17 protein-coding genes are annotated in these 25,792 nt (G+C 59.4%); 6 read left to right on the top strand and 11 right to left on the bottom strand.

Translation table 11 applies throughout. The features are described 5' to 3' along the window. Positions 1–245: 245 nt before the first annotated feature. The 3 genes from AC1VNY_RS05210 to AC1VNY_RS05200 form a co-directional block, all read right to left on the bottom strand. Positions 246–971 carry a helix-turn-helix transcriptional regulator gene (locus tag AC1VNY_RS05210; RefSeq protein ID WP_482404415.1) on the bottom strand — a complete coding sequence of 242 codons (726 nt, stop codon included), beginning with the start codon at positions 969–971 and terminating at the stop codon, positions 246–248. A 486-nt stretch (positions 972–1,457) separates the two neighbouring features. After that, on the bottom strand, positions 1,458–1,751 hold the full coding sequence (locus AC1VNY_RS05205; protein ID WP_482404383.1) for a hypothetical protein: 294 nt from the start codon (positions 1,749–1,751) through the stop codon (positions 1,458–1,460). A gap of 217 nt (positions 1,752–1,968) precedes the next feature. After that, the gene (locus AC1VNY_RS05200; RefSeq protein ID WP_482404382.1) at positions 1,969–2,238 is read right to left on the bottom strand and encodes a hypothetical protein; all 270 of its coding nucleotides are present in this window, start codon (positions 2,236–2,238) and stop codon (positions 1,969–1,971) included. Positions 2,239–2,560: 322 nt separating this feature from the next. Here AC1VNY_RS05200 and AC1VNY_RS05195 point away from each other — a divergent pair, with 322 nt between their 5' ends. Together AC1VNY_RS05195 and hemN are read left to right on the top strand one after the other, a co-directional pair. Then, the gene (locus AC1VNY_RS05195) at positions 2,561–3,277 is read left to right on the top strand and encodes a sulfite exporter TauE/SafE family protein (RefSeq protein ID WP_482404381.1); all 717 of its coding nucleotides are present in this window, start codon (positions 2,561–2,563) and stop codon (positions 3,275–3,277) included. Positions 3,278–4,150: 873 nt separating this feature from the next. Then, the gene (gene hemN / locus AC1VNY_RS05190) at positions 4,151–5,485 is read left to right on the top strand and encodes an oxygen-independent coproporphyrinogen III oxidase (RefSeq protein WP_482404380.1); all 1,335 of its coding nucleotides are present in this window, start codon (positions 4,151–4,153) and stop codon (positions 5,483–5,485) included. 236 nt (positions 5,486–5,721) lie between these two features. On the opposite strand, the gene AC1VNY_RS05185 is transcribed toward hemN, so the two are convergent. Continuing rightward, positions 5,722–6,246 (bottom strand): hypothetical protein, encoded by a 525-nt coding sequence (locus AC1VNY_RS05185; RefSeq protein WP_482404379.1) that lies wholly within the window; start codon positions 6,244–6,246, stop codon positions 5,722–5,724. Between the two features lie 1,403 nt (positions 6,247–7,649). Here AC1VNY_RS05185 and AC1VNY_RS05180 point away from each other — a divergent pair. Continuing rightward, entirely contained in the window at positions 7,650–9,017 is a 1,368-nt protein-coding gene (locus AC1VNY_RS05180) for a carbohydrate porin (protein WP_482404378.1), read from the top strand. Between the two features lie 348 nt (positions 9,018–9,365). Next, on the top strand, positions 9,366–9,560 hold the full coding sequence (locus tag AC1VNY_RS05175) for a hypothetical protein (protein ID WP_482404377.1): 195 nt from the start codon (positions 9,366–9,368) through the stop codon (positions 9,558–9,560). A gap of 26 nt (positions 9,561–9,586) precedes the next feature. Here AC1VNY_RS05175 and AC1VNY_RS05170 read toward each other — a convergent pair whose 3' ends face one another. The 4 genes from AC1VNY_RS05170 to AC1VNY_RS05155 all read right to left on the bottom strand — a co-directional run bounded on the left by AC1VNY_RS05170 (position 9,587) and on the right by AC1VNY_RS05155 (position 15,008). After that, positions 9,587–9,772: a hypothetical protein gene (locus AC1VNY_RS05170; RefSeq protein WP_482404376.1), complete on the bottom strand. Its 186-nt coding sequence runs from the start codon at positions 9,770–9,772 to the stop codon at positions 9,587–9,589. 17 nt (positions 9,773–9,789) lie between these two features. Then, positions 9,790–12,012 (bottom strand): hypothetical protein, encoded by a 2,223-nt coding sequence (locus tag AC1VNY_RS05165; RefSeq protein WP_482404375.1) that lies wholly within the window; start codon positions 12,010–12,012, stop codon positions 9,790–9,792. Positions 12,013–12,456: 444 nt separating this feature from the next. Further along, a complete protein-coding gene (locus tag AC1VNY_RS05160; protein ID WP_482404374.1) occupies positions 12,457–13,443 on the bottom strand; it encodes a pectinesterase family protein in 987 nt (328 codons plus the stop codon). A gap of 266 nt (positions 13,444–13,709) precedes the next feature. After that, positions 13,710–15,008: a glycoside hydrolase family 28 protein gene (locus tag AC1VNY_RS05155; RefSeq protein WP_482404373.1), complete on the bottom strand. Its 1,299-nt coding sequence runs from the start codon at positions 15,006–15,008 to the stop codon at positions 13,710–13,712. Positions 15,009–15,525: 517 nt separating this feature from the next. Between AC1VNY_RS05155 and AC1VNY_RS05150 the strand changes: the two genes are divergently transcribed. Both AC1VNY_RS05150 and AC1VNY_RS05145 read left to right on the top strand, forming a co-directional pair. Further along, positions 15,526–16,449, top strand: coding sequence for an NAD(P)-binding domain-containing protein (locus AC1VNY_RS05150; RefSeq protein WP_482404372.1), 924 nt, complete (start codon positions 15,526–15,528; stop codon positions 16,447–16,449). A gap of 16 nt (positions 16,450–16,465) precedes the next feature. Beyond that, entirely contained in the window at positions 16,466–16,777 is a 312-nt protein-coding gene (locus tag AC1VNY_RS05145; RefSeq protein ID WP_482404414.1) for a DUF2478 domain-containing protein, read from the top strand. A gap of 170 nt (positions 16,778–16,947) precedes the next feature. Here the strand turns inward: AC1VNY_RS05145 and AC1VNY_RS05140 are convergent, their stop codons facing one another. The 3 genes from AC1VNY_RS05140 to AC1VNY_RS05130 all read right to left on the bottom strand — a co-directional run bounded on the left by AC1VNY_RS05140 (position 16,948) and on the right by AC1VNY_RS05130 (position 25,723). Next, the gene (locus tag AC1VNY_RS05140) at positions 16,948–17,727 is read right to left on the bottom strand and encodes a hypothetical protein (RefSeq protein WP_482404371.1); all 780 of its coding nucleotides are present in this window, start codon (positions 17,725–17,727) and stop codon (positions 16,948–16,950) included. A 977-nt stretch (positions 17,728–18,704) separates the two neighbouring features. Next, the gene (locus AC1VNY_RS05135; protein WP_482404370.1) at positions 18,705–25,547 is read right to left on the bottom strand and encodes a shikimate kinase; all 6,843 of its coding nucleotides are present in this window, start codon (positions 25,545–25,547) and stop codon (positions 18,705–18,707) included. Then, the gene (locus AC1VNY_RS05130) at positions 25,544–25,723 is read right to left on the bottom strand and encodes a hypothetical protein (protein ID WP_482404369.1); all 180 of its coding nucleotides are present in this window, start codon (positions 25,721–25,723) and stop codon (positions 25,544–25,546) included. Before AC1VNY_RS05130 ends, AC1VNY_RS05135 begins: the two co-directional genes overlap by 4 nt. Positions 25,724–25,792: the final 69 nt, after the last annotated feature.

Genomic DNA, 25,792 nt, shown 5'->3' with positions numbered 1-25,792 from the left:
AAGCAGACCTGCCGGATTTTTCGAAGCACCAGCTGTGCTAGCTGGATCATGGGCCGGATGAGACGCATCGCCGTGCTCCAACCCTCGTTGCGGAGCTCCGACTCGACGCGACGAGGGGTTGCGACCGCTTACCTCAACGGAAGCGCTGTCGCTGCATTTCAGTAAAAATGGCCCGCGCAAACACTTGCTGGAAGCCGGGAGCAACAATTAGCCGTTGGCGCTTGCTTCCCATTCGGGTGAGCGATTCAAAGAACATTGAGACGAATCGCCATAACGATTGCCTGGATCCGGCTGGTCGCCCCCAACTTTCGCATCGCATTCTTGATATGGAAATTGACGGTATTCTCGCTGATCTCCAAGATTTTTCCAATTTCCCATGACGATTTTCCCTCCGCCACCCACCGCATGCAACTGATCTCGCGCTGCGACAGAGCCACTTTTTTCTCCCCGCCATTATTGCAGGGACGTGCGATCTCGCCATAGGCGCTATGAAAGAGCGACGCCAAGGCGTTGAGATGGCCGATGCGGTCCTGAGGATCAACGTCGTCGGATGGAGATGCAAACGACACCACCGATACTCGGCCCTGCGGCCCAAACAACGGCACGCTCATACCGTGCTTCAAGCCGGCCTCTCTGGCCTCGTCCAGCACCCGTCTCTCATCGGGTTGAAGTTGATAGTGATCGGCGAGTTGATCCCATAGAAACGGTCGGGAGAGCATCGGCGTGCGCCGTACCACCGGATCGATGGTGTGATACTTGCGTTTGAAGTATCGGTCGCACCATTCTGGCGGCCACTTCACGGCCACGGTTGGGGGCGGATATTCCGCCAGGCGAAGTGGCTCAACGAAGTTGAGGGCGCCATAAGCAACTTCACTGAACCCCTCCTCGCTGGCGCAGTTTACAAGGAGCTCGAACAGTGCTCTGAGCGAATGCGTCTGGTTTGCGCATTCTGTGAAGCTAAAATGATCCATGATCGGCGGCTCAGGAGGCCGATCAAGATCGGTGTCGCTGCGTTCGATTGCGCTTGTTTCAGGCGGAGCCACGTTGCATTCCATGGCCTGAACTCCCGGGTTTGCTCTTTGAGAAGTCTGGAGCGCCCGCATGCTGCCCAGACGCCATTTCGAATTCGGTGCCCTGCCGCCCACTGCCGCGGCATGATCGTCTCCATCAGACAGCCGAGGCGCCGCCGCTATCCTGTGTCTGAAGCCGAACAACGCGGCGCAACCGTAGCGCCGATGCCCTCCAATATGATCTACCCGGCTTGCCAGTGACGCGCTGGCAATCTAGGGGTCGCCGCAGGGTCGGCCACTTTGATTGGCCTGCGCTCTCGATTCCTGACGCCCGCTGGCCCAGAACCGTCCGAGGGCGGGTTTGGCCGGCGTGCGCTGCTCGCGGATTTGAGAAAATGCGGCTGGGCTAACGGTTCAGCCGGCGATGCGAACCAATCGGTTGCGGCGTCAGCATAGGATCGTGCGAAATCCAGGTCCGGCCCGAATGAAGCTTCTCTGCATGTCAAAGCCGAGCACGAGCAGACTATGGGCACCGAGCTTCCTGAACGAGGTGAGCCAGAGCACGCCGACCCGCACGCCGGTGCCGGGTTCCAACTGCGTAATGTCACCGTCGATGCTCTGCTTGCCGCCAAAGGTGGGAGGGGCGTCATTTTTCTTCCTCCTCTTGCGGATTAGCATCGCCAGCACTTGGCCGATCCTGTACTCCGCCGCGGCGTCGAGCACGCGATCGATAAGCAACATGCAACAGAAACCGCAAAAGGTAACGACCTAACATCAATGCGCGGTCACTGCGGGGCGCTGGCGCGCAGGTCCGGCGCGAATAAATCGAAAGGGCGAATAGAAGTGGCGTCAACGATGCAACGAGAGATACGCGATGTCGCGAGAGCTTCTTGACGCAGAGGACACGTTGCATGCGCATCTCCAGAAGGGAGAGGACTTGGGATCTGACCAGCAAGTGTCATACCAATTTTTGTGTTTGCACAATCAATCGTGGAAACAAGGGCTTGGCAAACGGGCCATTCCTGTGCATGGCGCAATGAAGCAATAGCGACATCGGGAGGAAGCGCGACAGCACCATTTGCGCGAGCCACGGCACTAATTGATCCAGGTCAAAAAGAATGCCGTTCTCGCGACGGCAGCAGCCAATTTCTGACCTGAACGCACGGAGACCGGCCGATCCGAGAGGGAGGACAAAGGCGGGTCCGATCGCCGGCAACCGACCCAGCATGTGTAATGGCTCGGACTTCAACCGTGGACGTCAGGCGAGGCCGGGAGTAATGCCTACCCGACATGCGTTGTCCATCCACCGGTGGCTGCCAACGTCTTGCGCAGTCCAGTCAACTACCAACCTTGGCAATTGAGGGAGATGATCGTCACATGGCAATCGTCATGCAATTTGGACTGACTGTCGATCCGGTCGCGCATCCTGACTAAACTCTCGGAATTCAAAGCAACAACCCGACGAGAAAGACAATTGCGCCTCGCTTCGGGAGGGCATCCTTGATGCGGTTCGCAACCAAGGCGAAGGGCCTCGCCAAAGCCGGTGAACTATGTTTTCCCTGGTCCTGGCGATCATCTCACTGCTCTATACGACCGTTGGCCAGGCGGGGGGTACTGCATTCCTGGCGCTAATGGCTTTTTCTGCTCTGCCATCGACAGAGATGCGCCCGACGGCGCTTGGTCTCAACATCGTTGTCGCGACTTACTCTACATGGGTCTTCAACCGCAACAAAGTCGTTGACTGGAAAATGCTGCGTCCGCTTCTGCTTTCATCGACGCCGGCGGCATTTGCCGGCGGCCTTATGGTGCTAGGAGAAGACATTTATAAGACGCTGACCGGGGTCGTCCTTCTGCTGGCAGCAGCCGTGATGATCGTGCGGGGCGGAGGCGCCGCCGATCGCATTCACGAAAGTCCGCTCTGGGGAACGGTGAGCATTGGAGCGGCCATTGGCCTGCTTTCCGGCCTGACCGGCGTCGGCGGCGCAGTGTTCCTCGCTCCGACGCTCATCACCCTGAATTGGGCGTCGCCGAAGCAGACCGCTGCGCTGTCGCCCCCTTTTATTCTGGCTAATTCCACAATCGGCTTCGTTGGAGCTCTTTTCGCTGGTCAATTTCCGTCTTCGTATTTTGGGCTTTACGCAGTCGCCGCACTGGGGGGCGCCGTCGTGGGCACGATGATCGGCCTGAAATGGATGAGTCAGACAACTGTCAGGTTCATCCTCGTGGCGGTTCTATTCGTTGCCGGCATTCAATTGGTTCGCGCTTGATTGCGCAGCTGAAGCGCGACCAATGAGGACCTGAACTGCATAATCTTACGAAGATTGATAAACGGCAACCACGACGCCAAAAACAAGCGACATTAAGCGCTGAGGCGGAACAGAACCGTATCGTCAGATAGCGACTGCGTGTGAGAAGCTCGTCGGGCTCGCATCCGGGATTAGCAAAGCCTGACACTTCGTCGTGAATTGGTGACCTGCTTGTACTCGGCGATGGGACGACGCCGAGCCAAGGCGCCCCGACGCACTTTGCCGGGGTTGGAAGTGCGCCGGGTCCGCCCCAACATCATCAGTACATCCGTGACGATGCTTGCGGCAATGAGACAAGCAGCGTGGCGGAATTGAGGCCCATGCATATTTTTCAGCTTGGCGTCTTAAATGCTTTTGTACGCGGCTCCAAGGGACTTGAATCTCACGTAGCGTCAAGTTGTACGATCTCGCATTTGTCGCGCCTCATCTAATGCGCAACTTCTTGTCCATGGTTCGCCGGCCGAACGCGTCCTGCTCATGGCATTTATCTAAGAGGTGCAGCTTATAGCGAAGGTGAGCGACGAGAAGCCACTCGCCTATCGGACCTGCAATGGATGTAATTTGCCTCGCGGTGATGGTTCGAGATGGTGGATCACATCCATGCTATGCTTATGGGAGAAGTTTATATCTTCGCACGACACGCCAATGATGCGCCACCTGTTCCTGTGTCGCGCGCTCGTCCCTGGATACCCTCTCACGCCACGTCAGTCCCCAGGCAGCGATATCGAGAACGGAATTTCGATTTTGAAAGGTTCGGACCAGTTGACGTAACTCAAAGACACAGGAGGACGCATCGGTCAGCTTTGCGACCATATGATCATGGGAAGCCAAGCCTTGCAGACCGCACTCCTGAACAAATATTGCGATGCTCGCCTGCCTTGGTACACCATTTACCCAACTGTACCGGATTTCTCCACAACGATCGACGCCAAGACTAGTCAGACCTGGTTGAAGCGGCTGCCGGCCGGCGAACCTGTATCGCTCTATCTCCACGTTCCGTTCTGCCGGTCGATCTGCTGGTACTGCGGTTTTCCCACAGCCCGCACTCGCAGCGAACGGCCGATGCGCAATTACTTGACGTCGCTGCGGGAGGAGATTCGTTTGGTTGCAGAGCAACTGCCGCGCGCCTTGCCCGTCAACGACGTGCATTTCGGCGGCGGAACGCCGACCAGCATTGCGGCGGCCGATTTCCTAGCTCTGATGGAGTTCTTACGCCGCTATTTTGCCCTCAGCACATCGGCCAGCGTCGCCATCGAGATCGACCCGCGCGCGTTCACGACCGAAATGGCGGAAAGCTTAGGGGCAGCCGGGGTCAACCGAGCAAGCATCGGCGTGCAAAGCTTCGACCCCGAGGTTCAAAGGGCGGTCAACCGCCTTCAGAGTGAAACGCAGACGGCTTCTGCTGTCGAAAGTCTTCGCCTGCACGGAATAAGCCGCGTCAACTTTGACCTGCTTTTCGGACTACCGCACCAGACGGTGCAGTCCTGTGTGAACTCGGCAAGGACGGCAGTGGCCATGCGACCCGACCGGCTTGCGGTTTTCGGTTATGCGCACGTGCCCTCCTATATGAAACGTCAGCGCCAGATCGATGAGACGGCACTGCCGGACAATGTTGCCCGCGCCGAGCAAGCTGTGGCCATGGCGGAAACGTTGGTGTCTGCCGGTTACCGCCAAATCGGGCTCGACCATTTCGCCTTGCCGGACGACGAGCTCACGCTGGCACAAAAGGCTGGGCGGCTGCGCCGCAACTCGCTGGGTTATTCGGCTGATACCTGCGAGACCGTGATCGGCCTTGGGCCATCAGCCATCGGCCGTCTCCGTGACGGGCACGTCCAGAACGAGCCACAAACCGCTATTTACAGACGGCATATCAGAGCTGGCCGTCTGGCAACGTCGAAGGGCTGCTGTCTCACTGAGGAAGATCGGCTGCGGGCTGCAATTATCGAGCGCTTGATGTGCGATCTGCAGGCCGACGTGCCGGCACTCTGTGCTGCCCACGGATTTGATCCGATCGCGTTTCTCGAATCAGCCGACCGCTTGGAAATGCTCACTGAGGACGGGATAGTGGAGATCCGGTCCGGCTTCATCCGCGTCAAGCCCGAATACCGTTTTGTCGTGCGCGCTGTCGCTGCCGCATTCGACGCGCATCTCGACCGCACACCCTACTAAGCCACGCATCGAGCACGGTTTCGACGCATCACAACGCTGCTTGCGCATGACTGATCGAACAAGCGCAGGGTAATGCTGCCGATTGCATGCGGATCGCCTCGGCGAGCGTGACTTTTGGGGACGAGGCCGCGTTCGTAGGCTTCGGCAATCTATCGCAACAAGCCACTTTGCGAGCGTCGGTTGACTCCGCGAGCGCAGCCAAAAGAGCCGGCCACGCCTCGAACGGCATTAACCTGTCAAGGCTCCCCCATCTTCTGCCCCGCGATCACTGGCGCACCTCCGACGGAAACAGGCCCTTGTGGCTTGGACCGCTCGACGCGCCTCTCGGCGCGCTTCTTGGCCGGACTCGAAGCAGCTTGTAGGGGCGACGAAGAAGTGACGGAAGAAGCAGGAGACACAGGTGCTGGATTCTGCAAGGAATCAATCCGCGAAGCCAGCACCGTGAACTGCTCTAGGATCTCGTTGAGGCCCTTGCGCTGAGCATCGATGTGCCGGCTCAGCTCTGCAATATCATCGCTCACCTTCTCCTGCGCCCAGCGTATCTCGGTCAGGGATGTCCTGTCCTCCGCTGACAGGCCCATTGCGGAATTTGCGGGCCCGGCCGCCGGTGTCTCGACAAACCCTGCGAGGCTGCCGCCAAGTTGGGCTGCCGCCGCATACAAGCCGACAAGGACAAGAAGAAACACCAAACCCCAGCGAGTGCGCCACGACGAGCCATATAAGAGCGGCCGCAGGTCCGAAGTGGCCGCCTGATCAACCATCTCCATCGTCCCTTGCCCGACTCCCCGTTTCGATAGGCTTGTTTGGTTGACGCGAGTGCTCGCGATACTCACGCATCCCCCAGGGAGCTGCAGCCGTCCCGATGACATTCTTCAACTCGCCGACCATTTGCCCCTTGGCGCCAATGAAGCGGTTCGTCTTGACCAAGGCAAAGCGAGCACCCTACGCGGAACTTCCGCCATCATAGGGCTGGCGGTAGGCAAAAGTTCTCGTCTTCCTCGGCCATGGTGCAGCATTTCGCATCATAGTAGAACCTTGCAGATTTTTTAACCTGCCGGCGCCTGATGCGAACCGGCTGTTATTTCCTTCAACGCCGAGCTCTCGGCTTTCCGCGCAGCCGAGACCGGCAACTCCGCGGCGCTACGGAAAAGGCGCTCGAGCAGGCCATTGGAGCGCCAAGTGTTGAGCATGGCCAACTACCAATCCTGGCAGGTTGATCGAGACGACGGACACATGCCAAGCGTGCCCACGAAAGCTACGCGTCACAGCTAGGAACTCGGAATGCACCACAGATTTGGCCGTGCCGATGGAGCGGACGGAATTAGCGACTGCTCGGCCACAGCCACCGAAGCAGCTCGAAACCTGATTCTCCCGCTCTTCTGGGCCTTCATCGTGGACGGTGTGACGCGATCGCTGCGCGAACAGATTCCAAGGCTCTCTGGAATTCGCGGTCGTCGATCGCTTCGTCCTTGGCAGACCACAATACCAAGACAGCTTCGCGAAGCCACGGCTCCGGTTTGGCTGGCATTGCATTCCGGTGGCGGCCACTTCGTCGAAAACGGCATCTTCGAACAAAATGCTCGGCTCGGCTGCAATCCTCTACCCGCTGGTGGATCAACGTCGAGGTTCGAAATGTCTTGGCGGCGAGGACGGCTGCGGCTCCGCGCGCTCGCGGCCAACGGTTCTCGGCCAGCCAGCAAGCGCTGCTCACTCTCGGCAAATCGGGCCTGATGCACACGCAAGGTGCAGACCAGATCGTGCTCGCGCTTACGGGCAACCAGTCAGCAGGTCTAGTGAATCTCGCTGGGATAGACGTCCTGCTCATGAGGTCGTCCTCTCGTCCCCAGACGCCAAGGCTCGGGAGGTCCGTTCAGGACCAGTGAGGCCAACTTCCAATCCATTCATGGGTCGCAAAACAAGGATGCGAAACTACACTGTGTGTGATTGCTTTGTTGCGGCGACGACGCCTCGGACATCTTCGGCTACCACAGCACTTGCCTGCAGCTTGCGATCAGACAAGCCGCAACGGCGACTTGGCGTTGCGCTTTCGCTCGCGGCTTGTTTGGTCGGCCCGCCCGTTTTGGCACAAACTGCCGGTGAGCCTGTCCCCAGGAGCAACGCTGCGGAGCAAGCCACCAAGAGAACAACGCCGACGCGGCCCGATATGGCCACAAAGCTTCGGATCGGCGTGGTCAATCAGCCAATTCGACTTCATGCCTCGGCGCTGGCATCAGCTCCCAACTTGCCTCTCATAAAGCGCGGCAGCGCCGGTCGGATTGCTCAGACGCAAACGCGAAAGACGATCGACCCCTTCGCACGCTTTGATGCTTTCAGAGAAAAGGGGATCTGGCTCAACATACCCGGCCCCGCTGATACGATTGATCAGGACAAGAATGGCGTTAGGTCCGCACTGGCAGACGTCGGCATCGGCTATATCGGCTGGACGCACAACACTTTTGCAAACAACCAGCTGCCGAATGCAGCCAGAAGCAGCATCGCCAACCAGCTCTATATGGGGCAGAATCCGACGTTTGCTACGGCGAACTTCGTGATCGTCACATATGATCTCAGCCGGTTTGGCATTCCCGACGGACAGATTGTCGTTGGAGCCGAGCAGCAATACTGGACATGGAAGCGACCTGGACCAGATCGAGTAGGATTGAATACACTCGCCTACTATCAAACGTTCCTCGATAGGAAATTCGAACTCAAACTTGGCTATCTCAGAAATGCGAATGAGTTCACCGGCACATTGTTTGGAGGAATTTCAGGATCAAACATGTTTGCCCTGTTCCAGGCAGGGATGAGCACCAACGCCGCGCCGACGCCCGCCGCCAACCTGAAGTACAATTTTGATGATCACTTGTACAACAAAGTCTCCGTGCAGCGCTCAATCAGTCCAGATGGTCCCTATGCGCAAATAACCGAAAATCCTTCGGGCTTGAATTGGAGCACAACCAATGCCGGCATTCTGTTCATGGACGAACTTGGCTACAAGAGCAAGGCCGCTCCCGGCGTACCCGACACCTGGCTGCGGGCCGGCATTGGTTTAAACAGCAGCCGCTACAAGAATTTGGTAGATCCGGATCAACAAAGGGAGAGCGGGAATAACTTTCATTACATCGCTGCTGACAGGCAGCTTTGTCAGAGTGACATTGAGGGAACGCCATCTCGCGGCATCTATGGCGGATTCTCCATCATGGGAGCTCCACCTGACCTAAACAGGATCAGCCAGTATTACGAGCTTCGTCTTTATGCGAAGGGACTATTTGACAGTCGGCCCAGTGATTTGATTGCTCTGGTTGCCAACAACACAACCTGGAGCAGGTTTGCAGTGGATGCTGCCTTGGCTAAAGGGCAGCTTACGCATCACGATACCACAGCCATCACGGGAACATATACCGCGCATATCGCTCCCGGGATATATGGAAGCATCGGATTGTCATACATTCATAACCCGACAAGCATCACACACATGCCGCAAACGGAGCACGCCCTCAATCTGTTGGTGTCTACGCTGATATTTTTCTAACTCATCGAGAATGTCCACCACTTCAGCCCCGGACTCTCACCTCTGCTGAATTGCTGCCGATCGCGGCGACGACTGGCGAGACGGACCGCGGAGCGATACGCGCTCGACGACGAGCGCACTATCTGCGCTTTCGTGCCACCGCTTCCAAGTCGGCAGCGGCGCCAGAACTCCAGTTGTGACGCTGCACCCATCGTCGCACTTCTGCCGGGTCGAACGAGTGCCCCTCGGAATGAAGCTTATCGAGCGTGCGCTGGCACAGCGCGCTGGCTTCAGTATCAATTGGGCCTCGACCGATAGACCGCGTACCTGCAAGCGCTTACGAAAGAGCTCGACGATCCCGGCAAGGGCATGCTCGAGGCGTACCTCACGCCATACATCAAGCCCGCCGTCTCCGATCTCAAGGTTCATATTGAGGGCGCCAAAGGCTTGGACGGAGGGATCGGTGACGCGGACACTGTCTATGGACGCAACGACGACCCCGCCGTGAAAGCCCAATACGAACAGCAGCAGCTCAAGCGGGACGAGCAAATCAAGGGCTCCTGATTATTCCGCCTTCGGCCCGATAAGAATTACTCGAACGGAACCTTGAGAAGGCGGCTGATCTCAGAGAGCCTGCTGGCGTAGAGGCGGCTTTTTCCGTATTCGTACTTTTGCACTTGGTGACAGGCAAGATCCAGCCTGTTTGCGAGCGCTTGCTGCGTGCCGTGAGCGGGTCGGTAGTTCAGATGCCCGATCAGCGCATCAAGGGCGCACATGCGAGGATCACGCTTAGCTACACAATTGAAGCCGGAAGCCTCGGTGGAACACCTCGCGCGAGCCGAGCAGTTGGGTTGCAGCCCGCGCAGAATTCTTCAGCCACGTTCAGGATAGATGCGAACGCGCCGGCGTCCCTCGCTTTCATCCAACTCGCCCTGTAGGGCACGCCACGGATCGCGAAATAGGTTGGACGCCCTGCCTCCGGCATGATGCGTTCCCCCTCCAGAACGCGAACAAGGTAAGGCGGAAGCAACCGCTCGCGGTGCTCCCATCCTCCGCGGATCAGATACCCAAGATCCCGTAGACCTCCACGGGGTTGCTCGGCTTGGACAATCCGCGGTGGAAAATGAAGCGGCCGGGATGGCCCGGGTCCGTCGAGGTGGCTCGGGCGCGGATGATGGATCAGGCGGACATCCGTGCGCCCTCCCGGTCCGAATGTGGCCGAGTAGCGCTCACCATTGATCATAAATTGGCTTGGCCCGAACTGGTTTGGCAGCAGATTGATATTGCCGAGGACATCGACCAACACGTCCGAGGCCGCTTGGGAGCCGTGGCGCCAGTCGGAGCCAACGACGGCCCCAATATCCCGCAGTTCCTGGGCGGCCCCGGACGGTCCAGCGAACGACGGCGCTCCGCGAAATTCAGGTGCGGGCGCGGAGCGTGCATCGTCGCGGAAGTCGTGCGGTGTGGACGGATCCAAATCAACCAAGGGATCCAGACCGCTGTAGACGTTTGATGAGGGAGGCCGCACTGACGATGGTGAGGCGGGTTCTTGCATCTGTTGCCCGAACCAATCCCAGGCCCCTTGGCTTAGGCTGGCTGGAGTCGCAGGAAGCCCGTGCGGCAGATTGGGCTGCGGGACCCAATAGGGCGCTTGCACAGGTGCGGCGGGTTGGAGGATCTGCTCGCTGGACCGATCCCAAGCCCCGGCACTCGGGCCGGCCGATGTTGCGGGAAGCTGCTGCGACGAGCTGGCCTCCCAACCGTGATGCGGCGCTGGCAGTGAAGAACTGGGTCCATGGATCTGCTGGCCGAGCCAATCCCACGCTCCCGCGCTCGGCGTGGCTGGCGTTGCCGGGACCTCCTGCGGCGAGTGCGCCTGTCGGGCGGCTTCCGCGACGGGCTGCCCCGCATCCTCGGCAGGATGCAAGCCGAGCGCCCTGTTCGCCTCGAGGATTTGCTGGTAGCGGCCAAGCCTGAGCAAATCAGCTTCGATTTTGCCATCTTCGGCTTCTTGCCTATACTCCGCGACATCCTGATCCAGCCCGGAGCTGAAGAGCCGGCCGGCGATGGCCGGCTTATCGTGCGTTTGCAGCCAATCACTGAGCCTCGACATCCGGCGAGCCTGCCTGTCGATCGTCTCCGGCTCAACCCTGCGTGTCGCCTTTTCCGCCGCGGCCCACATGCCGATGAGGGTCGCGTCAGCGCCATGGGGGGCCAGGCGACGGAGATCGGCTGACAAGGAGTTTCCAGCGCCGACCTCACGAAGCTTTTTTAAGGCAGCTTTGATACGCCTTGCGCGGTCCGCTGCATACGTGTCGACATCCTGGTCGAGCTCCGCCTCCAGCTGGTGGTTTTCCACCTCCGGATCTTCCAATTGCGCATTTTCCAGCTCGCGGCGAATCCGATCCACTATTGATGGCCGGTTGTTCGTGCTCAGGCGCGCGCTCAGATGGCGCAAATCTGCGGCCGCATTCTTGATGGTGCCGTCGCTGAGGTTGCCCGCCGCGTTGTTTCGGAACTCCTTGATGAGCGCCTCGTCCGCCTCAGGAACAGGCCCCCCGCGCGCCCGGCCGGGCTGCCGGGCATAGTCCACTCTAAAATTCGTTGAAAAGACGTCAGGCTGCGCTGCCTTGCGCGAATGCTTTTCGCTGCTGCTCCCTCCAAGAGCCTTACCGACTCCCGACTTGATGCGTGACCACAGTCCACGGCTTTTGCCGCTCTTGGTCTGAACCGCGGGCTCTAGGTCGGGCGAGGAATAGCGTGCGCTACTGAACAGATCATCCTGCAGACTGAACTGCGGGAGATGCGCCAAAGCTCCGAGCTGAATGCGGGGAATGTCTACGCTCCGGCGAGCCCCGCCGCGCGCACTGTCCCTGAGATGGGTGTGTGGCAGCACCCGCATCGAACCGCCGAAATCGTGCCGCCCGACCGTTCGACCGCCTCGCGCAGGAGCCGGATCCGGTGAAGTTGATTTTGCGGAACTCTCATCAGACGAATCGAGCTGCAAATCTTCCATCCGCCGCTCAACGCCTTGCTGGCTTGCGTTGCCCCCTGGCTGCCCCGCTCGCCCCTGTCGGGCGGCGTACACCTCCATCCAAGCGCCTGAATCGAAGAATGGGTCAACTGGATCCATCCTGCTCTCCTTGTGATGGTATAGAGCCTGCGCAATCCGCACGCTTGCACGGCCGCTAAGTGGCCGCTGTGAAGCGAAGTCAGTTTCTGGATTTTTATGGGACCTAGCTTTCGAAAAGCTGACGAGAACAAGAATTCACAGCGAGCAATGCCGTTTTGCGTTGACCTCTTCTGACGGGGCAGCAAGAAGCAGGCGTGGTGCGACGGCCGGGCCCTGCCCCAATTTCAGTTGCTGTCGACGGGACGTCCCAGCGCAAGGAAGATCTCGTCCCTGCTCTCGGCCTGAGCCGCGCAATAATGACAAAACACCCGCAATCTTCCTCTATTCCTATCGGGAAGGTTCGTCGGACAGCCAATCTGTGGCACCTGCGAAGAACGCCTTCAGGAACCATTTCGCGGCTTCGCCGTCGGTCAATTGGTGCGAATAAGGCTCGCGACCTGCGGGATTGGCCCCGACACCGGTGGATTTGTATTCAGCATAGTAGGCCGTCCCCAGCGTATTGGTCGTGCCTGGCGTCCATTCGCGCCACCCCTCGGCGAGGACCGGTGCATCCATCTTCGTCGACAGGAAGATCACCGTGGCATAGGGGCGCCAAGCGCGGCCAAGCGCAACAAAGCGGGCGGAGGGGTCGGCAGTCAGCCTGCAATGATCGAACACATAGGCGCTGTCCTCGTCCGGCGCGGCTTTGCTCTGCGCGGTATAGATGACGGCTTGATTGGCGGTGCCATGCAACTCACAATGTTGGAAATAAGCCTTGGCATTGCCAAATATGAAGTCGACGTGTCCCTCGATATAGCAATTCGAGAAGTATTGCCGCGACATTCGGCCGTTCTGCCCCTTACCGGCGAACAATGTGTCCTGGGCGCCGAGCAGGCGGACGCGGCTGATCATGTCCTTGTCTCCGGTAACGGACAGTGCCACGGCCTGCGAAGCTGGATTGGCCGGGTTGAGTGCGTAGTCGTTTTGAATCGTCAGATTATCGAGCCGGAAGTCATCGCCTGACGCGTCGAGCGTCGCAGAACGGACGGTCCCTCCGACATTGATCGCACCGTCGCCGTACACAATGACCGTATCATCCGGCTTCCTGCCTAAGCCTTTGATATGAACACCGGATTTGAAGACTTTGACCTTCTCGCGATAAATGCCGGGTAGGATCTCGATATCCCCGCCTTGGGCCGGTAACGCGTCGATGGCTGCCTGCACGGAATGATAGGCTGCCCTGTCGCCGTGCGAGACAAGAAGTGGCTGAGCATGGGCTGCCGAGATGCAGAAACATCCGGCCAGAACCGCAGCGAACACCGCGAAAATCCGCATGTGACCTCACCTGTTATCGGGTTCGCTGCACGCTTGATGCAATCGGTACAATGTGCCGCCGCGACCTGGCAGCCGAGCATGATCAAACAACGTTTCCTGCCGAACTGGAACTTACCCGCGATAGCCGAAACGTCCGATCGCGGTCACGCCTGTCGGACTCCTGCAGTATGGCGCGAGCGCCGCCCCGCCATTCGCAAGACCAGCGAATCAAAGCCGTATCAAGGCAGATCTGAGCGGTCTTAAGGCTCGCCATCGAGTTGTTGTGCTTACTGGTTACCGTCGCGGAATGCCCTGGCGCAGCCCTCCCAACCGCGTGGCACCGGTTCTCTTGCTCGCCCGGGCAGCGGCGGCGACACGTCAGAATGATCGGTGGTCACATTCGCATGTTCGAGCTGCCAAGTCGCGGAATCGGCAAATCGAACATCCTCTAGCGTCACGTCAAGCGCATGCCCCTCGTCTAACCCGCGCATCAGTAGCGCACCATTGTCGCCGCGCACGTGGCGCAGAACGATCTGGCGATAGACTGGAATCCTCATGCCTTGGGCACGCGGATCGTACTTTGTATCGAACACGACCGGCCATCGGTTGCCACGCAGACACACATTCTCATAAGTCACGCGCTCGACCAGGCCGCCTCGGCTGACATCGCTCTTGATGCGCAGGCCGGACGTCGTGCCGTCCAGGGTCAGGTTGCGCACGAGTATGTCGCTGGCGCCAGAGTTCACCTCGCTGCCGATCGACATCCCGTGTCCCCACCCGAAATAATTATCGGTGATGGAGATATGGCGAGTTGAACCATTATCGCCGGCTTTGATCGCTACGTTATCGTCCCCAGTGCGGATGAAGCTGTGGGTGATGGTTACATCCTGGCTGGCGCCTGGGTCGATGCCGTCGGTATTGCGGGTATCGGCCGGTGTATCGATAGTCAGACCCCAGACCGTGGCACCTTCGACCCGGTTCATCGCGACATGGAAATTGGGTGCATTGCGCAAGGTGACACCAGAAAGCGTGATGTCCTGCGCATGATCGATCTGGATCAAACGCGGAGCGTTCTGACTACCGCCCTCGGCTTGCGCGCGGCGGGCCAGCTGCCACCAGGTTTCGGCGCTGCCGACCATCGGCGCACTGCCTTGGCCATCGATGATGCCGTCGCCATAAATGCCGCCGCCGCGCGTTTTGGAGAAGCTGATCAACGGCCGGCAACCATCGCCCTTACCTGCGATGCGGCCACACTGTCCGCGGCCCTTGTCGTACGCAGCTGGCTCGGGAATAGCCAAAAGTGTTGCACCGCGTCCAATCCACAAGGTTACGCCCGATCTCATCTCGAGCGGATACGACCGGAACTCGCCACGTCCGAGATAGACCGCAGCACCGGCGGGGCAATGGTCGATGGCATCCTGGAGCCTCGCCGTATCGTTGCTGCCAGATGGCACCGGGCGGTCGCAGACCGTATGAGGTGCAACGGGCTCGGCGACAATGCGGCGATCTTGCGCTTTTGCGCCGGGGCAGACAACCATGGTGGCTACAATGGACATCAGCGTCCATTCGCGAAAATGCTTTGTCATTAACTTCGTCTCTTTGCCGCGAGCATCATCGCCGCTTCGTTATCCTGAGCTGAGCGCTGACCAACCAGCCGCAGCTCGCCTCACAGGCCAACGCAAGATGACATTTATAAGACGCAAAAAAGGCCTAGGTCTTGGGAGTTCACGCGATGAAGAATGAGCGTTCCGCAAGAGATCACAGCTTGTGACGACATGCACTTGAGCGGCAGGTGGTGCTATTGCAGCACGGGTGCGTCTTCAATTGGCGCGCGACACTCGGTTCGAGGCGGCCCAACCTTTACACGGCCTGCACGCCAACGGCGTAGAGATGGTGAGCGGCTCTGATTATCTCAATCCACGCCAATTCCGGATTTATGGTTTTCTGTTCCCTCTGGGCGGAGGTGCCCGCCGGGGTGGCAATTCAGGTGTGGCATGAATTGTGATTGATCTTGCGAGTGAGCGCGTGGCCCACAATTGATGGCTGAGCGCGCGAGAACGGTGACGCAACGCAAACACTCTAATAGCGATCAAGCGGGAACAGATGACACAAGGTTCACAAGCGACGATCATTGGCGCCGGACGCGTCGGGTTAAAGCTCGCTGAACTTCTCACAACGTCTGGCGGACGAGTACGCTTCGTGGATCACAGGCCGATGGCTGAAATAGATCAGAACCTGATCGTGAGCGATGCGATCCACCTGACGCTGGAGGCCAAATCCGCTATTGCGGAGTCCGATATTGTCGTTCTTTCCTTGCCGTTCACGGTAGCAGGAACCGCGTTCGGATCCGCCTGTCGGTGGCTCAAAGGCGACGCATTATTGATCGAGACGCTTTCAGTCAAGACGAAACCCGCCTCCTGGGCGGTCACCTTGCCCCGCGAGGTGGAATATCTTGGCCTCAATCCACTGTTTGGCCCGGAGCTCGGGTGGGCAAATCGTCCGGTCGCGGTGATCGCGTATCGATCAGGACCGCGGCTCGAAGTCTTTCTGCAGCTTTTACGACGCACGAATGCGAGCCTTGTCGCGCTCGATGCTGAAGCTCACGACCGACTTCTTGCGCAGCGTCAGCTGGCTGCGCATGCGCTGCTCCTGTCGCTCGCGAGCATCCTTCGCGACGAGAACACTGAATTTCCGCTTGAGGTCGGTCCGCCTCCTTATCACCTTCTCCTGGCGGGAGTCGGGCGCATGTTGAGCGGCGCCCCCGAAACGTTTGCTGAGATCCAGACGGAGAATCCTTTTGCGGCGACAGTCCGCTTGCGTCTGATCGCGGCACTCGAGAGGCTAAGCGGGGGCGGCCAGGAAGTCCTAGATCACCTTCGCCGTGAGTGGAGCGATCTCGCGCCACGTCTCAAACCGGCCGCCGAGACCTGCGAGCGCCTATTTGCGTGCCCGATTTTCCCTCTAGAGATGAGCGAATACGAGTATCGCTCCGGCGAATGCCGCCTTGCGCGGTGTGATCGAGATTGAAGACATAGGCGTATGACTGTCGTTCCGACAGGGCAAGAAATCTCGATTCCCGGGCTCTCTTTTCGTTTCCCGAGCGCTTCCCGGCCGGGTCGATCTCTCCGCGATCAGCAAACTTCGCCGGGAGGATGCAGCTGGCGGCGGCCTGCGCGGCGAATTCAGGTGCACGGTCGCCCGTGGCGCACCACTGCTGACCGTGATTTCGGCTACGTGTCTTACCGATTTCTGCACCCGATTGCCTTACGTTTATCAAGTCGTGAAGCATTGGTTGCGCGACGTCTCCACGTGTCTAGCGTGTAGCCGATCCCTTGGCGTCGCGTCCAACCCATAGAGATATGCTCGATTTCATCCTGGGTGAATCCGACCGGAGCGCGCCACGCCCGAAATTGACCGCAGTAGTAGTACCGACATCGTACTTCTTGATTGAAGTAGCACTCAGATAAACTTCCGCCTACTTACGGACCGCCCTCGGTGCCTCGCTAAAATCGTTCGGCTGTACCGCTACACTTCCCGACTGGTGTCCAGCCTCCCCCTCTCCATGTGCAAGGCGCTCCAAACCCTGAGGGCTCGCGGTGTGAGGCTGGCACCGGCAAGTTGTTTCCAGGACTTCCGCACCCCGATCCAGCGGCTTTTTCGAGCGGGCAAGGCATCAAGTATTTTTTGGGCAATCGGAGCCAGGTGCGCAGTTTCGGAGTTCGGGTCGCGCTTGGTATCTTCAAGAATTTTAAAAGCGGCCTTTTCGGACCGCGTCCAGCCCGACTCGGTGAACCTGCTCTCCGCGAAATACTCAAAACACGTGCGGAACGTCAAAGCGCGGCCAATGACCGTATGGTTTGGTAGTCCCGCTTGGCTCAGCCACCGCCGGAGATACCAACACCGCTCTTGGCTGCCATTTTCGGGAGGACCGCGAAATTCGAAGCCCAAAAGCATCGTCATGCCAGCGATCTCGCGTCGTATCTCTTCATCCTGCTTTTCGAACCAATCCCTGATTACCTGTAATGGCGTCGCCGGCGGCTTCACGACCGGTGCCGCAGCGGTGCGGTGGAACGAGAGCACGTTTTCCAGCGGAGGCATGCGCGGCCATGGCCTTCCATCTGCGTCCCACAGGACCCACCGCGCTGCAATCTTTTTTGCCTCTTCAGGAGACCTGGTTCGCCAAAGCTCCTTGAGCGCCTCATTGACGTAAAATGAGACGTCAGCTTTCAGGCCACATGTACGTGCTATTGCTGCGCGGCGTCCGGCGTCAATGAGCCGCGCCGCGAAGTTGTTCTCTGCGTTCATTTGCCGAGGCCCTTCATGTCCTTTCTAGCGCGCCCCGCTAATGGCTCTTCGTCGGCGTGATACGGGCCCGCCGGGATCTACATCAGCAGGCGCCGTCTCCGGCTTAAGTTCCACGTGTCGCCAACTTCAGTGGCCAGCCATGGCCTCAACTTGCGATGGTGGCCATGCCAAGTGAGGGCGTCCTGTGCATTCCAAGCGTCTGCATTGTTCGTGCCACGGTAACAGCCCGCGATTCGTATTCGTTGTGTCCCGCTTTGTTTGCTTTGCGACTTGGGCCCGTCTTGTTTCTTTCCACTCATGGACCATCCGTGGCAGCTTCATGTGCCGCCGTGAGGTTATCGATTGTACAAGTGTTCTTCAGCAAGTTCAGACCCGGATGAAGGCTCCGAGCCGGCGTCATCGACGCCGTTTGAATCGGCGTCGTTGCGACGAGTGCGCCGTCATATCTCGGCTCCGCGTTCGGGCGGACATGCGACCAAGGCCTCGTGTTGCGTGAGGGGGCATGTTTTCTCCCGGTTCGCTCTGCCGGAGGATGCTGAAGATACCCCAGCATCCTCAGACAGAGTAACCCGCTATTTCGAGGCAGAGCCCGCTCCTGGTACGCCCGATGGCGATCGTTTCAAAGTGCTTTCCTCGCTCATTGAGGAATGGGAGGACGGGCATTTCTCCACCGCACGCGGCGATCCAGTCGACGTCCTCCATTTTGCGTTTGAGTCTATGGGCAAATCTCAAGCCGCACTCGGCAATCCTATCGGGCGCAATCGCGCGTCTGAAATACTGAACCGAATTCGCCCTCTAACGCTGGAAATGATCCGCACCATTAGCAAGCAGTGGAACATTCCAATTGACGCCCTGATGGCTCAATACGAACTTGTGGGTATACGCCTAAATTCTGAAGGTCCGCCTAGGCGGGCCTTCATCATTCCCGTGCGCCTTCGAGATATACGTGAGTGGCTCACGCGCGATATGCCACCCGCTCAACCAGGTTCGCTGACAACGCCACCGCTCAGCTTCGCATGGAGCTTATCCAGCAACGCATCTGCGCTTTTGTTGATCCTCCGGTCGATCGGGTCAATTTTCAGATCTGCCATCTGATAGACAGGTGCGCGCTCGCGCATCATCTCTTTGATCGTCTCTTCCGGATTGTCGGTTTGCAGGAGCGGACGCGTCGTGTTTTTGACCAAGCGCTTCGTTATGGTCTCCGGATCGGTATTGATCCAGATCGAGATCCCTCTCTCGCGGATACGATCGCGGATCCTCTCGCTCATGAACGCGCCGCCGCCCGTTGCGAGCACCACGGCACCTCGCTCGAGCAATTGCAAAATCTCGCTCTCCTCCAGATCCCTGAAATACTGCTCGCCGTGGTCTTTGAAGATTTCGTTGATCTGTTTGCCCATCCTGGTCTCGATCGATTTGTCGGTATCGACGAAATCGAGGCCCAGCAGCTTGGAGAGCCGGCTGCCGATTGATGACTTCCCAGCGCCCATCATGCCGACGAGCACGATCGGCCTCTCGCCCAAGGCTGCAACGATTTGCCCCGCGATGGGAGAGCGCTTGGGCATCTGGGGCTTGGCACTTCGCAAGGCGAGGACCGCGCTGGAGTCGGCCGTGCCGACCGCTTCCGCTTCCCAGTTGGGGATGCTCGTCGCCTGATCGGGAACTGGCACCTCGTTGACGATCTGTCTTGCGCGCTGCACGAGCTGCTCGGCCCTCGATTGGTCCATCGTCCCTCTGCTGCCTCGCTGCAGCATCTTGTATGTATCGTGATTGGCAAGCTTGGCCTGGTAGCTGGCCGGTGTATGGAACTCGACCTCGAAACGGTAACCTTCTGGTGTTGCAAAGACGGTTTTGATTCCGACATAGGTCGGATTTCGCGTCCTGAACCAATTGGTTGTGCTGAGCTCGGTATAACCCTGCTCCTCAAAGGCGAGCACGGCCTTCCTGAACCCAATTGTAAAAGCGCCGTCAGGGATTTGAAAAACGTGCCGGACGGCGTTGCTGATCAGCTGTGAGGCAGTCCCGGAGGGAAGGCTCTTGCCTGTGAGTTGGTCGCTCAATGATTGTTCTGGCCGCAGGCGATGCTGATCGTGCGGCAGATTCACCTGAATGCCGTGTTGTTGCTGCAAGTTCGCGACGACATCGCCGACCACCTTCCTGATCGTCTCATCTTCGCCTCTCGCCCGATCAGCCTCACGCCTGGCGCGCACGGTGGCCTCCTCGCGACTTAGCGTGATCACCGCACCGTCGTCGTTGGTCGGCCGCGGGGCGGAAGGTTCGGGCAGAATACCACTTTCCACACTAAGCTTGATCGCGGCTTCCATGACGGAGGCTGCCAGCGTCGGATTGTCCTTCAGATCGGCCAAAGTCGCCTCGACGTCCAATCTGCCGCAGTTGAGATGGGCCGCCATGCTCTTGGTATAAGGCACCGATTTCAGAGCCGGGGTTGCCTGCAGCAATTCCTGCAGACGTTTGCTTTTCGCTGCGAACAGCCGGGCGCCGGTGTCGGATTTATAGGCGTCGGTGCCAACCTTGACGCCAAGGCTCAGGAAGTTGTTCGCGCTTTTGACAGGGTCATCGGCAACGTAACCGTCCGGCAAAGCATGGATACGCGTCGGATAGTTGTCGACAAGCAGCTGGATGCGCTCTCGCGGCTGAGCAGCTGCCGGATATGCCTCGGCCAGGTCCGGGAACAATTCGCACAGCTGCGCACTTAGCGTCAGCCTTGCGTCATTCGAACCGTCGGTGGCAACGCCCACGGATTGCCCTTCCGCTGTCCACGCCTCAAGGTCGGCGATGAGTAGATCGGCCATTTCGCGGGCGACCGGGTGTCGTGCCGCCCCCATTTCCGCTCTCGCTTGGTCGAGCTTGCCCTCGATATCGGTCCGGCTCGCCTCCTCCCGGTCAAGCAGATCACGAAGCTCGCGCTTGAGCTGGTGGTGAATGCCCTCGTAGCTGCCGAACAGGGCACGCTCGGCAAACCAGTGGCGCGCCCCAGGCGATTGCGCCAGAAAGCTTCGCAATAGGCCAGTATAAGTTTCCAAGACCCCTTGTGTGGCGGCGAGGATCTGGCTTGTGCGGCTGAATTGATAACGATCGTCCTTGATCGCGGGGGTGTGCGATTTCGGCGGTTTGAGCGAACGCACGCCCTGCGCCTGCTCCTGCTGATCGAATTGCCGCACATGCTGATAAAGCGCGGGACGGTCACCGACGATAATGACGGCGTCGCCGTCGAAATCGCCATCGAGCCGCTTTTGCTCCACAGGCGGAACGGCAACCAGCGAGCCCGGAGCGAACACTTCGGCTGCCTGGAGGACGCCGACAGTTTCGAGCGCTGTGTCCTGCTTCGTGCGGTCCTTCGCGCTCGTCCAGCTCGAATGGATCTTGACGTCTTCAGCAGACATGACGAGGTCGCGGTCGGCAAAATCAGCTGGCCAGATCTCGTCAGGCACCACGATCAGCAAGCCCTTGGCAAAGAAGGTCGGATCGTCCGCGGCCAGTTCGTCATGCGATTTCTGGGCAACATTCAAGCTATATTGAACGGCAATGCACCGATCAAGGAACGCCGCCGTCGGATCTCCATCGGCAGCCGATGTGACTTGCTCAGCTGCAAATGGACGCAGGTTAGGCTTGTCATACGGTGATCGCCCGATCAGCACCCCCGTCGTACCCGCCAAGGTGTCGCTCTTGATGGTCGACACATGCAGACGCCCATCGCTTGAGGGCACGGCAATAGCGGCAGGGGCATCGATGTGTGCAGCCGTTACGGTCCGATAGAGCTCCTCGGACGTGAGCTCCTTGTTCTGTCTGCTATTGAGCCAGTTCCTGGCTTTATCTCTTGCCTCGTCCGCCACCTTTTCGCTGCGCGGATAATGATGCAGCGCCGAGGCAGGCACAGATGCTGTCTTGCCTTCAGCATAGGCGGGTACCCGATCGGGACCATTCCGTTCGCCAGCGAGGCGAACGGCGCGCATCTTCCCAGCCAGTGAGGCCTTGATGAAGCCGGTGCCGTCATGTGGTCGCAACGCGATCGGACCGTTTTGTCCAACGAGCGCGAATGGGTGAGCCCGCTCCGCAGGCCGGTCCGGGAGCAGCGAGATTTTGAAAGCGCCTTCGAGCACGCTGTCCTGGGGCGCGAGGCCTTTGATGGATGGTGAGCCTGCAAATCCCCTGCGCTGGGTATAAAAGTAAGCTTCCTTGAATGGCGCCCAGGCACGCGATAGCTGCTCGAAGTCCGTACCCGCTGCGGTGTCGGCATACGGAATTGCGAGGAGCTTCCCCCCCGCCTGCTCGATCCGCCGCCCGCCAGGCGCGCGCGCACCGACCTGCGCCAGGGTCAATCGCGGCGGCTTCAGCTTGCTGCCGCCGAACAAATCCATACGATACGGGATGCCATCGACACTGAGCGTGCGGGTCAGCATGAAGCTGCTGGGCTTTCCAGGCAGTTGGACCGCAACCACCGGTACTTTCCCCTCAGTCAGGCGATGAAAAACCGAATATCGTATTTCCGGCTCCGTGGTCAGCCGCTGACCTCGCATATCCACGACCGGCAGCTGCATCAATCCGGCATTCCCCTCCGGGCGACGCGGCTCGTGGTCCATGTCGCGCAACACTTGGTGGGTGTTGAATTTCGCGGCAGGACGTTGCGCATGGACTGTCGCGACATTCTGCTCCAAGAACGAATCCAGCGCATTGATGGGGTCGTCGGCCTCGATGTCCGCGATCAGGTTCCAGCTCATGTTGGACAGATCGCGTTCAATCAGATCGCGTGTAGAGCGCAGGATCTCTCTGGTCCCGCGCGCGATGTCCTGCTGTCTGGTCCGCAATTGGGATTGATCGCCTTCGACATAGGGACGTCGATAAAGTTTCTCGAGGACCACCCGGGCCTTAAGGACCTGGTAGATCGACAAAGCGGGGGTGCGGCTCGCGTATGGGCCACGGATCCGTTCCGCATCGGTCGCGGCCAGATGCGCCGTGATCTTGTCGTGCGCGATGCGCTGAATGTCGTTCAACAAGGTCAGCGCTTGCCTGCGGTGCCAGCGCAGCTGCTTCTGCGAGCTGCGCGCCAGGGGCAGCACAGCGACGCTGAGGTGTCCCATGGTCTCAAGGTCATGCTCAGTGGCAAAATCGTCACCGGCGCTCAATTCCGCAAGCCTGGTCAGCCCCAATGGCGCCAGCAAGGACAAATCGTCAAACAGCCGCGCCTTGCCAAAGGCTTTGAAAATGTTGGCGATGCTAAGAACGCCAGCCTGTTGCAGTCGATCGTTGGCATAGTACAGATGGTGCGCGAGCTTGTGCAGGCGGTTCTTCAGAAGGGCGGCTTGATCGCTCTCTCCACGGTCTTCGGCCTCCATCGTGCAGCGCGCCAGAGCATTGGCAAGCATGCCGAGCTCAGGGGTGGTGAAGGCATTAAATCGTCGCGCTCCGGCGCCGACACTGCGCGCGATCTCCATCACCGCCTGCCTGCATGCCTCCTCTTCCGGCCATTTGGCAAAATCGTGCAACAGGGTCGCGACCGCCAGCGGCTCAAAATCGGACAGTCCGGCCTCGCGATGCATCATCTCGCGCGCGATAGCAGCTGTCGCCTCGCCGCAGCGTTCATGCTCGAACTTGCCGAATCCGTTCGCAAGATTCCGCAAATTCTGCTGCGTAAAGCCGGACAGCCCATCTCGTCGGTCGGCGCGGCCGCAGATTTCGGCCGCGATTGCCAACATGGCCTCGCTGCAATTCCTCTCGCGCGGCAACTTGCTGAACCCATTCACGAGGTTTGCAAGTCCTTGCGGGGAAAGCTCGGCGAGCCCACGCTGGCCAGCGGCGTGGCGTGCGATTTCACCGCCTATCAAGGCCATTGCCTGCGCGCAGTCGTCATCTTCTGCGAGCTTGCTCAAACCGTTCGCCAGCATTGACAAATGCTGGCGATCGAAGCTAGCGAGCGAATTGGCGCGATAGTTGAGCAGTTCAGTGGCGATCGAAATCAGGGCTGGACGAGCAGCCTGTTCTGGCCATTTGGAAAAGCCGTTCGCCAGATTTGCCAGGTGCTGCTCAGTGAAATCGGACAGTCCGCTGTCCCGGCCGGCGCGATCGCGGAGCTCGCTGGCAAGCGCTGCAATCACGGGATGGGAGCTCAGCTCGCCGGGCCACTTGCTCAATCCGTTCACAATATTCGCCAAGTCCTGCGGAGTTGCATTTGCAAGGCCATTGCGGTGCTCGGCGCGGCGGCTGAGTTCCGTTGCAATCGACAACGCGGCTTGACCCGCCCGCTCCGGCCATTTGCTGAAGCCATTGACCAGGTTTGCCAGGTGCTGGAACCTAAAATCTGCGAGCCCCTCGATGCTTGTGGCGCGGCGCCGGATTTCGGCTGCGATCGAAGCTATCGCCTGGCCGCAGTCCTCTTCTGTTGGCCATTTGCTGAAGCCGTTCACCAGATTTGCAAGATCCTGCTCACTAAAGCGGGCGAGCCGTTCTCCCCGCGTGGCAGGGACCACGATCTGTCTTGCGATCTCGACCGTCGCGGCCCGGTTGATATCGTCGTCCATCGACATGGTCTTGCTGAACGCGTGCACCAGGCGGGCGAGCTCCCGTTCCTGAAAACGCGAGAGCCGGACGCGACGGCCCACGACTTCGCCTGCGATCGCGCTTATTGCGTGGAACGCTTGCGCGATCTGCGGCCATTTCGCGAATCCGCTCGCCAGGCTGGCCATGTCCTGTGGGTTGAATTCAGACAAACGGGAAGGCCGGTCGGCGCGGCGAAGAATCTCACTGGCTAGCGCGCGCGCAACGTCCTCGGTTGGCAGTTTTCCGTTCAACTTGCCGAACCCGCTGACGAGGTTCGACATATCCTGGGACGAAAAATCAAAGAGCTGAGCTCGACGCTCGGCGCGGCGAACGATCGCCCGGGCGATCTCGGAGCTGGCGCGAACACATGCCTCGTCTTCCGCCCTGTTGGCGAAGCCGTTCAGCAGCATTGCCAGGTCCTTTGGCTTAAAACCGGACAGACCCGACTTGCCGTTTGCACGTCGATCAATTTCAGCGGCAATCAAGGCTTCGGCGCCGCCAAGATTTGCGTCTTGCGGCCATTTGCCAAAGCCGTTGACGAGGTTCGCCAGTTGCTGCTCATCGGCACGAAAGAGCTCAGCTGCGCCGCGACGGACGAGTTCGCTCGCAACCGCAATTGTGGCTCGCTCGCAAGCCGGCTCTTGCGGCCACTTGCTGAAACTGTTCACCAGGGTGGAGAGATGTTGTAAGGCAAAATCGGTCAACAGATCGGCCTCTACATCGTTTGCCACCTTGAGGCCGGCTTCACGGCAGGCCCGCTGTTCGGGCCACTTGCTGAAGCCGTTCATCAGCAGGGAGAGGTCTTGACTGCTTGACTTGTAAAGCACGCCTGGCTCATCGCAGCAGAATTCGGCGATCCGGATCGTCGCATCGCGGCATTCCATGGCCCGGGAGTGGCGGCCAAAGGAGGAAGCAAAGAGGGAGAAGGCTCCGGGAGCGACCCGCTTCATATCGGCATTGTCAAGACGCGAGAGTCGAGCCGCCAGAGCTCTGCAAGCACCTGCCCCGGCCTCACCTGTGCGGCTGATCACGTTGCATGCCGTTGCGTACGCCCAGGAGCAGCCGATGTTGTCTTCGAGCTGCGGGACAAAACGCGCCTCGAAATGTGCAGCCGCCTTTTGCTCGAATTCGGCGAGTTCGTGCCCACGGAACTGTTTGGCATAACGCATCAACACACGCGAGAAGACATCGATGTTGCGAGCGCCCGCAATGTCTGCCAGCGCGGCATTGAGGTCGTCCGAATTCCTAAAATGAGCTTGGGATGTCACATGCTCAACGTTCCGGCCTGTGGCATTGTCACCGCGCCATCCAGGTCCGCGACCTCGTCCCGCGACCGATTGAGGATGCGGTGCAAGCTGGCCTCTTTGCTCAAGATCGGCGCGGCCTTGGCGCCAGGGCTGCTCTTGCGGTCGCAAGTCACCAGCCTCACGGTAAGCTGCGCCACCGGAAGCTCCATAAGGCTGCGGCGAATTCTGATGCGAAGGCGCCGCGTCAGGATGCCATCCGCCCCTCT

The sequence above is a fragment of the Bradyrhizobium ferriligni genome, from assembly GCF_056837965.1.
Note: the sequence above shows the minus strand (reverse complement) of the source record. Positions and strands in the feature narration are given on the sequence as shown.

Excerpts from the sequence above, each read along its gene's own strand:
- AC1VNY_RS05150 (WP_482404372.1), top strand. The coding sequence starts at position 15,526 with ATGACACAAGGTTCACAAGCGACGATCATTGGCGCCGGACGCGTCGGG.
- AC1VNY_RS05175 (WP_482404377.1), top strand. The coding sequence starts at position 9,366 with ATGCTCGAGGCGTACCTCACGCCATACATCAAGCCCGCCGTCTCCGAT.
- AC1VNY_RS05195 (WP_482404381.1), top strand. The coding sequence starts at position 2,561 with ATGTTTTCCCTGGTCCTGGCGATCATCTCACTGCTCTATACGACCGTT.
- AC1VNY_RS05140 (WP_482404371.1), bottom strand. The coding sequence starts at position 17,727 with ATGAACGCAGAGAACAACTTCGCGGCGCGGCTCATTGACGCCGGACGC.
- AC1VNY_RS05170 (WP_482404376.1), bottom strand. The coding sequence starts at position 9,772 with ATGTGCGCCCTTGATGCGCTGATCGGGCATCTGAACTACCGACCCGCT.
- AC1VNY_RS05210 (WP_482404415.1), bottom strand. The coding sequence starts at position 971 with ATGGATCATTTTAGCTTCACAGAATGCGCAAACCAGACGCATTCGCTC.
- AC1VNY_RS05200 (WP_482404382.1), bottom strand. The coding sequence starts at position 2,238 with ATGCTGGGTCGGTTGCCGGCGATCGGACCCGCCTTTGTCCTCCCTCTC.
- AC1VNY_RS05165 (WP_482404375.1), bottom strand. The coding sequence starts at position 12,012 with ATGGAAGATTTGCAGCTCGATTCGTCTGATGAGAGTTCCGCAAAATCA.
- AC1VNY_RS05185 (WP_482404379.1), bottom strand. The coding sequence starts at position 6,246 with ATGGTTGATCAGGCGGCCACTTCGGACCTGCGGCCGCTCTTATATGGC.
- AC1VNY_RS05205 (WP_482404383.1), bottom strand. The coding sequence starts at position 1,751 with ATGTTGCTTATCGATCGCGTGCTCGACGCCGCGGCGGAGTACAGGATC.
- AC1VNY_RS05155 (WP_482404373.1), bottom strand. The coding sequence starts at position 15,008 with ATGACAAAGCATTTTCGCGAATGGACGCTGATGTCCATTGTAGCCACC.
- AC1VNY_RS05160 (WP_482404374.1), bottom strand. The coding sequence starts at position 13,443 with ATGCGGATTTTCGCGGTGTTCGCTGCGGTTCTGGCCGGATGTTTCTGC.
- AC1VNY_RS05180 (WP_482404378.1), top strand. The coding sequence starts at position 7,650 with ATGGCCACAAAGCTTCGGATCGGCGTGGTCAATCAGCCAATTCGACTT.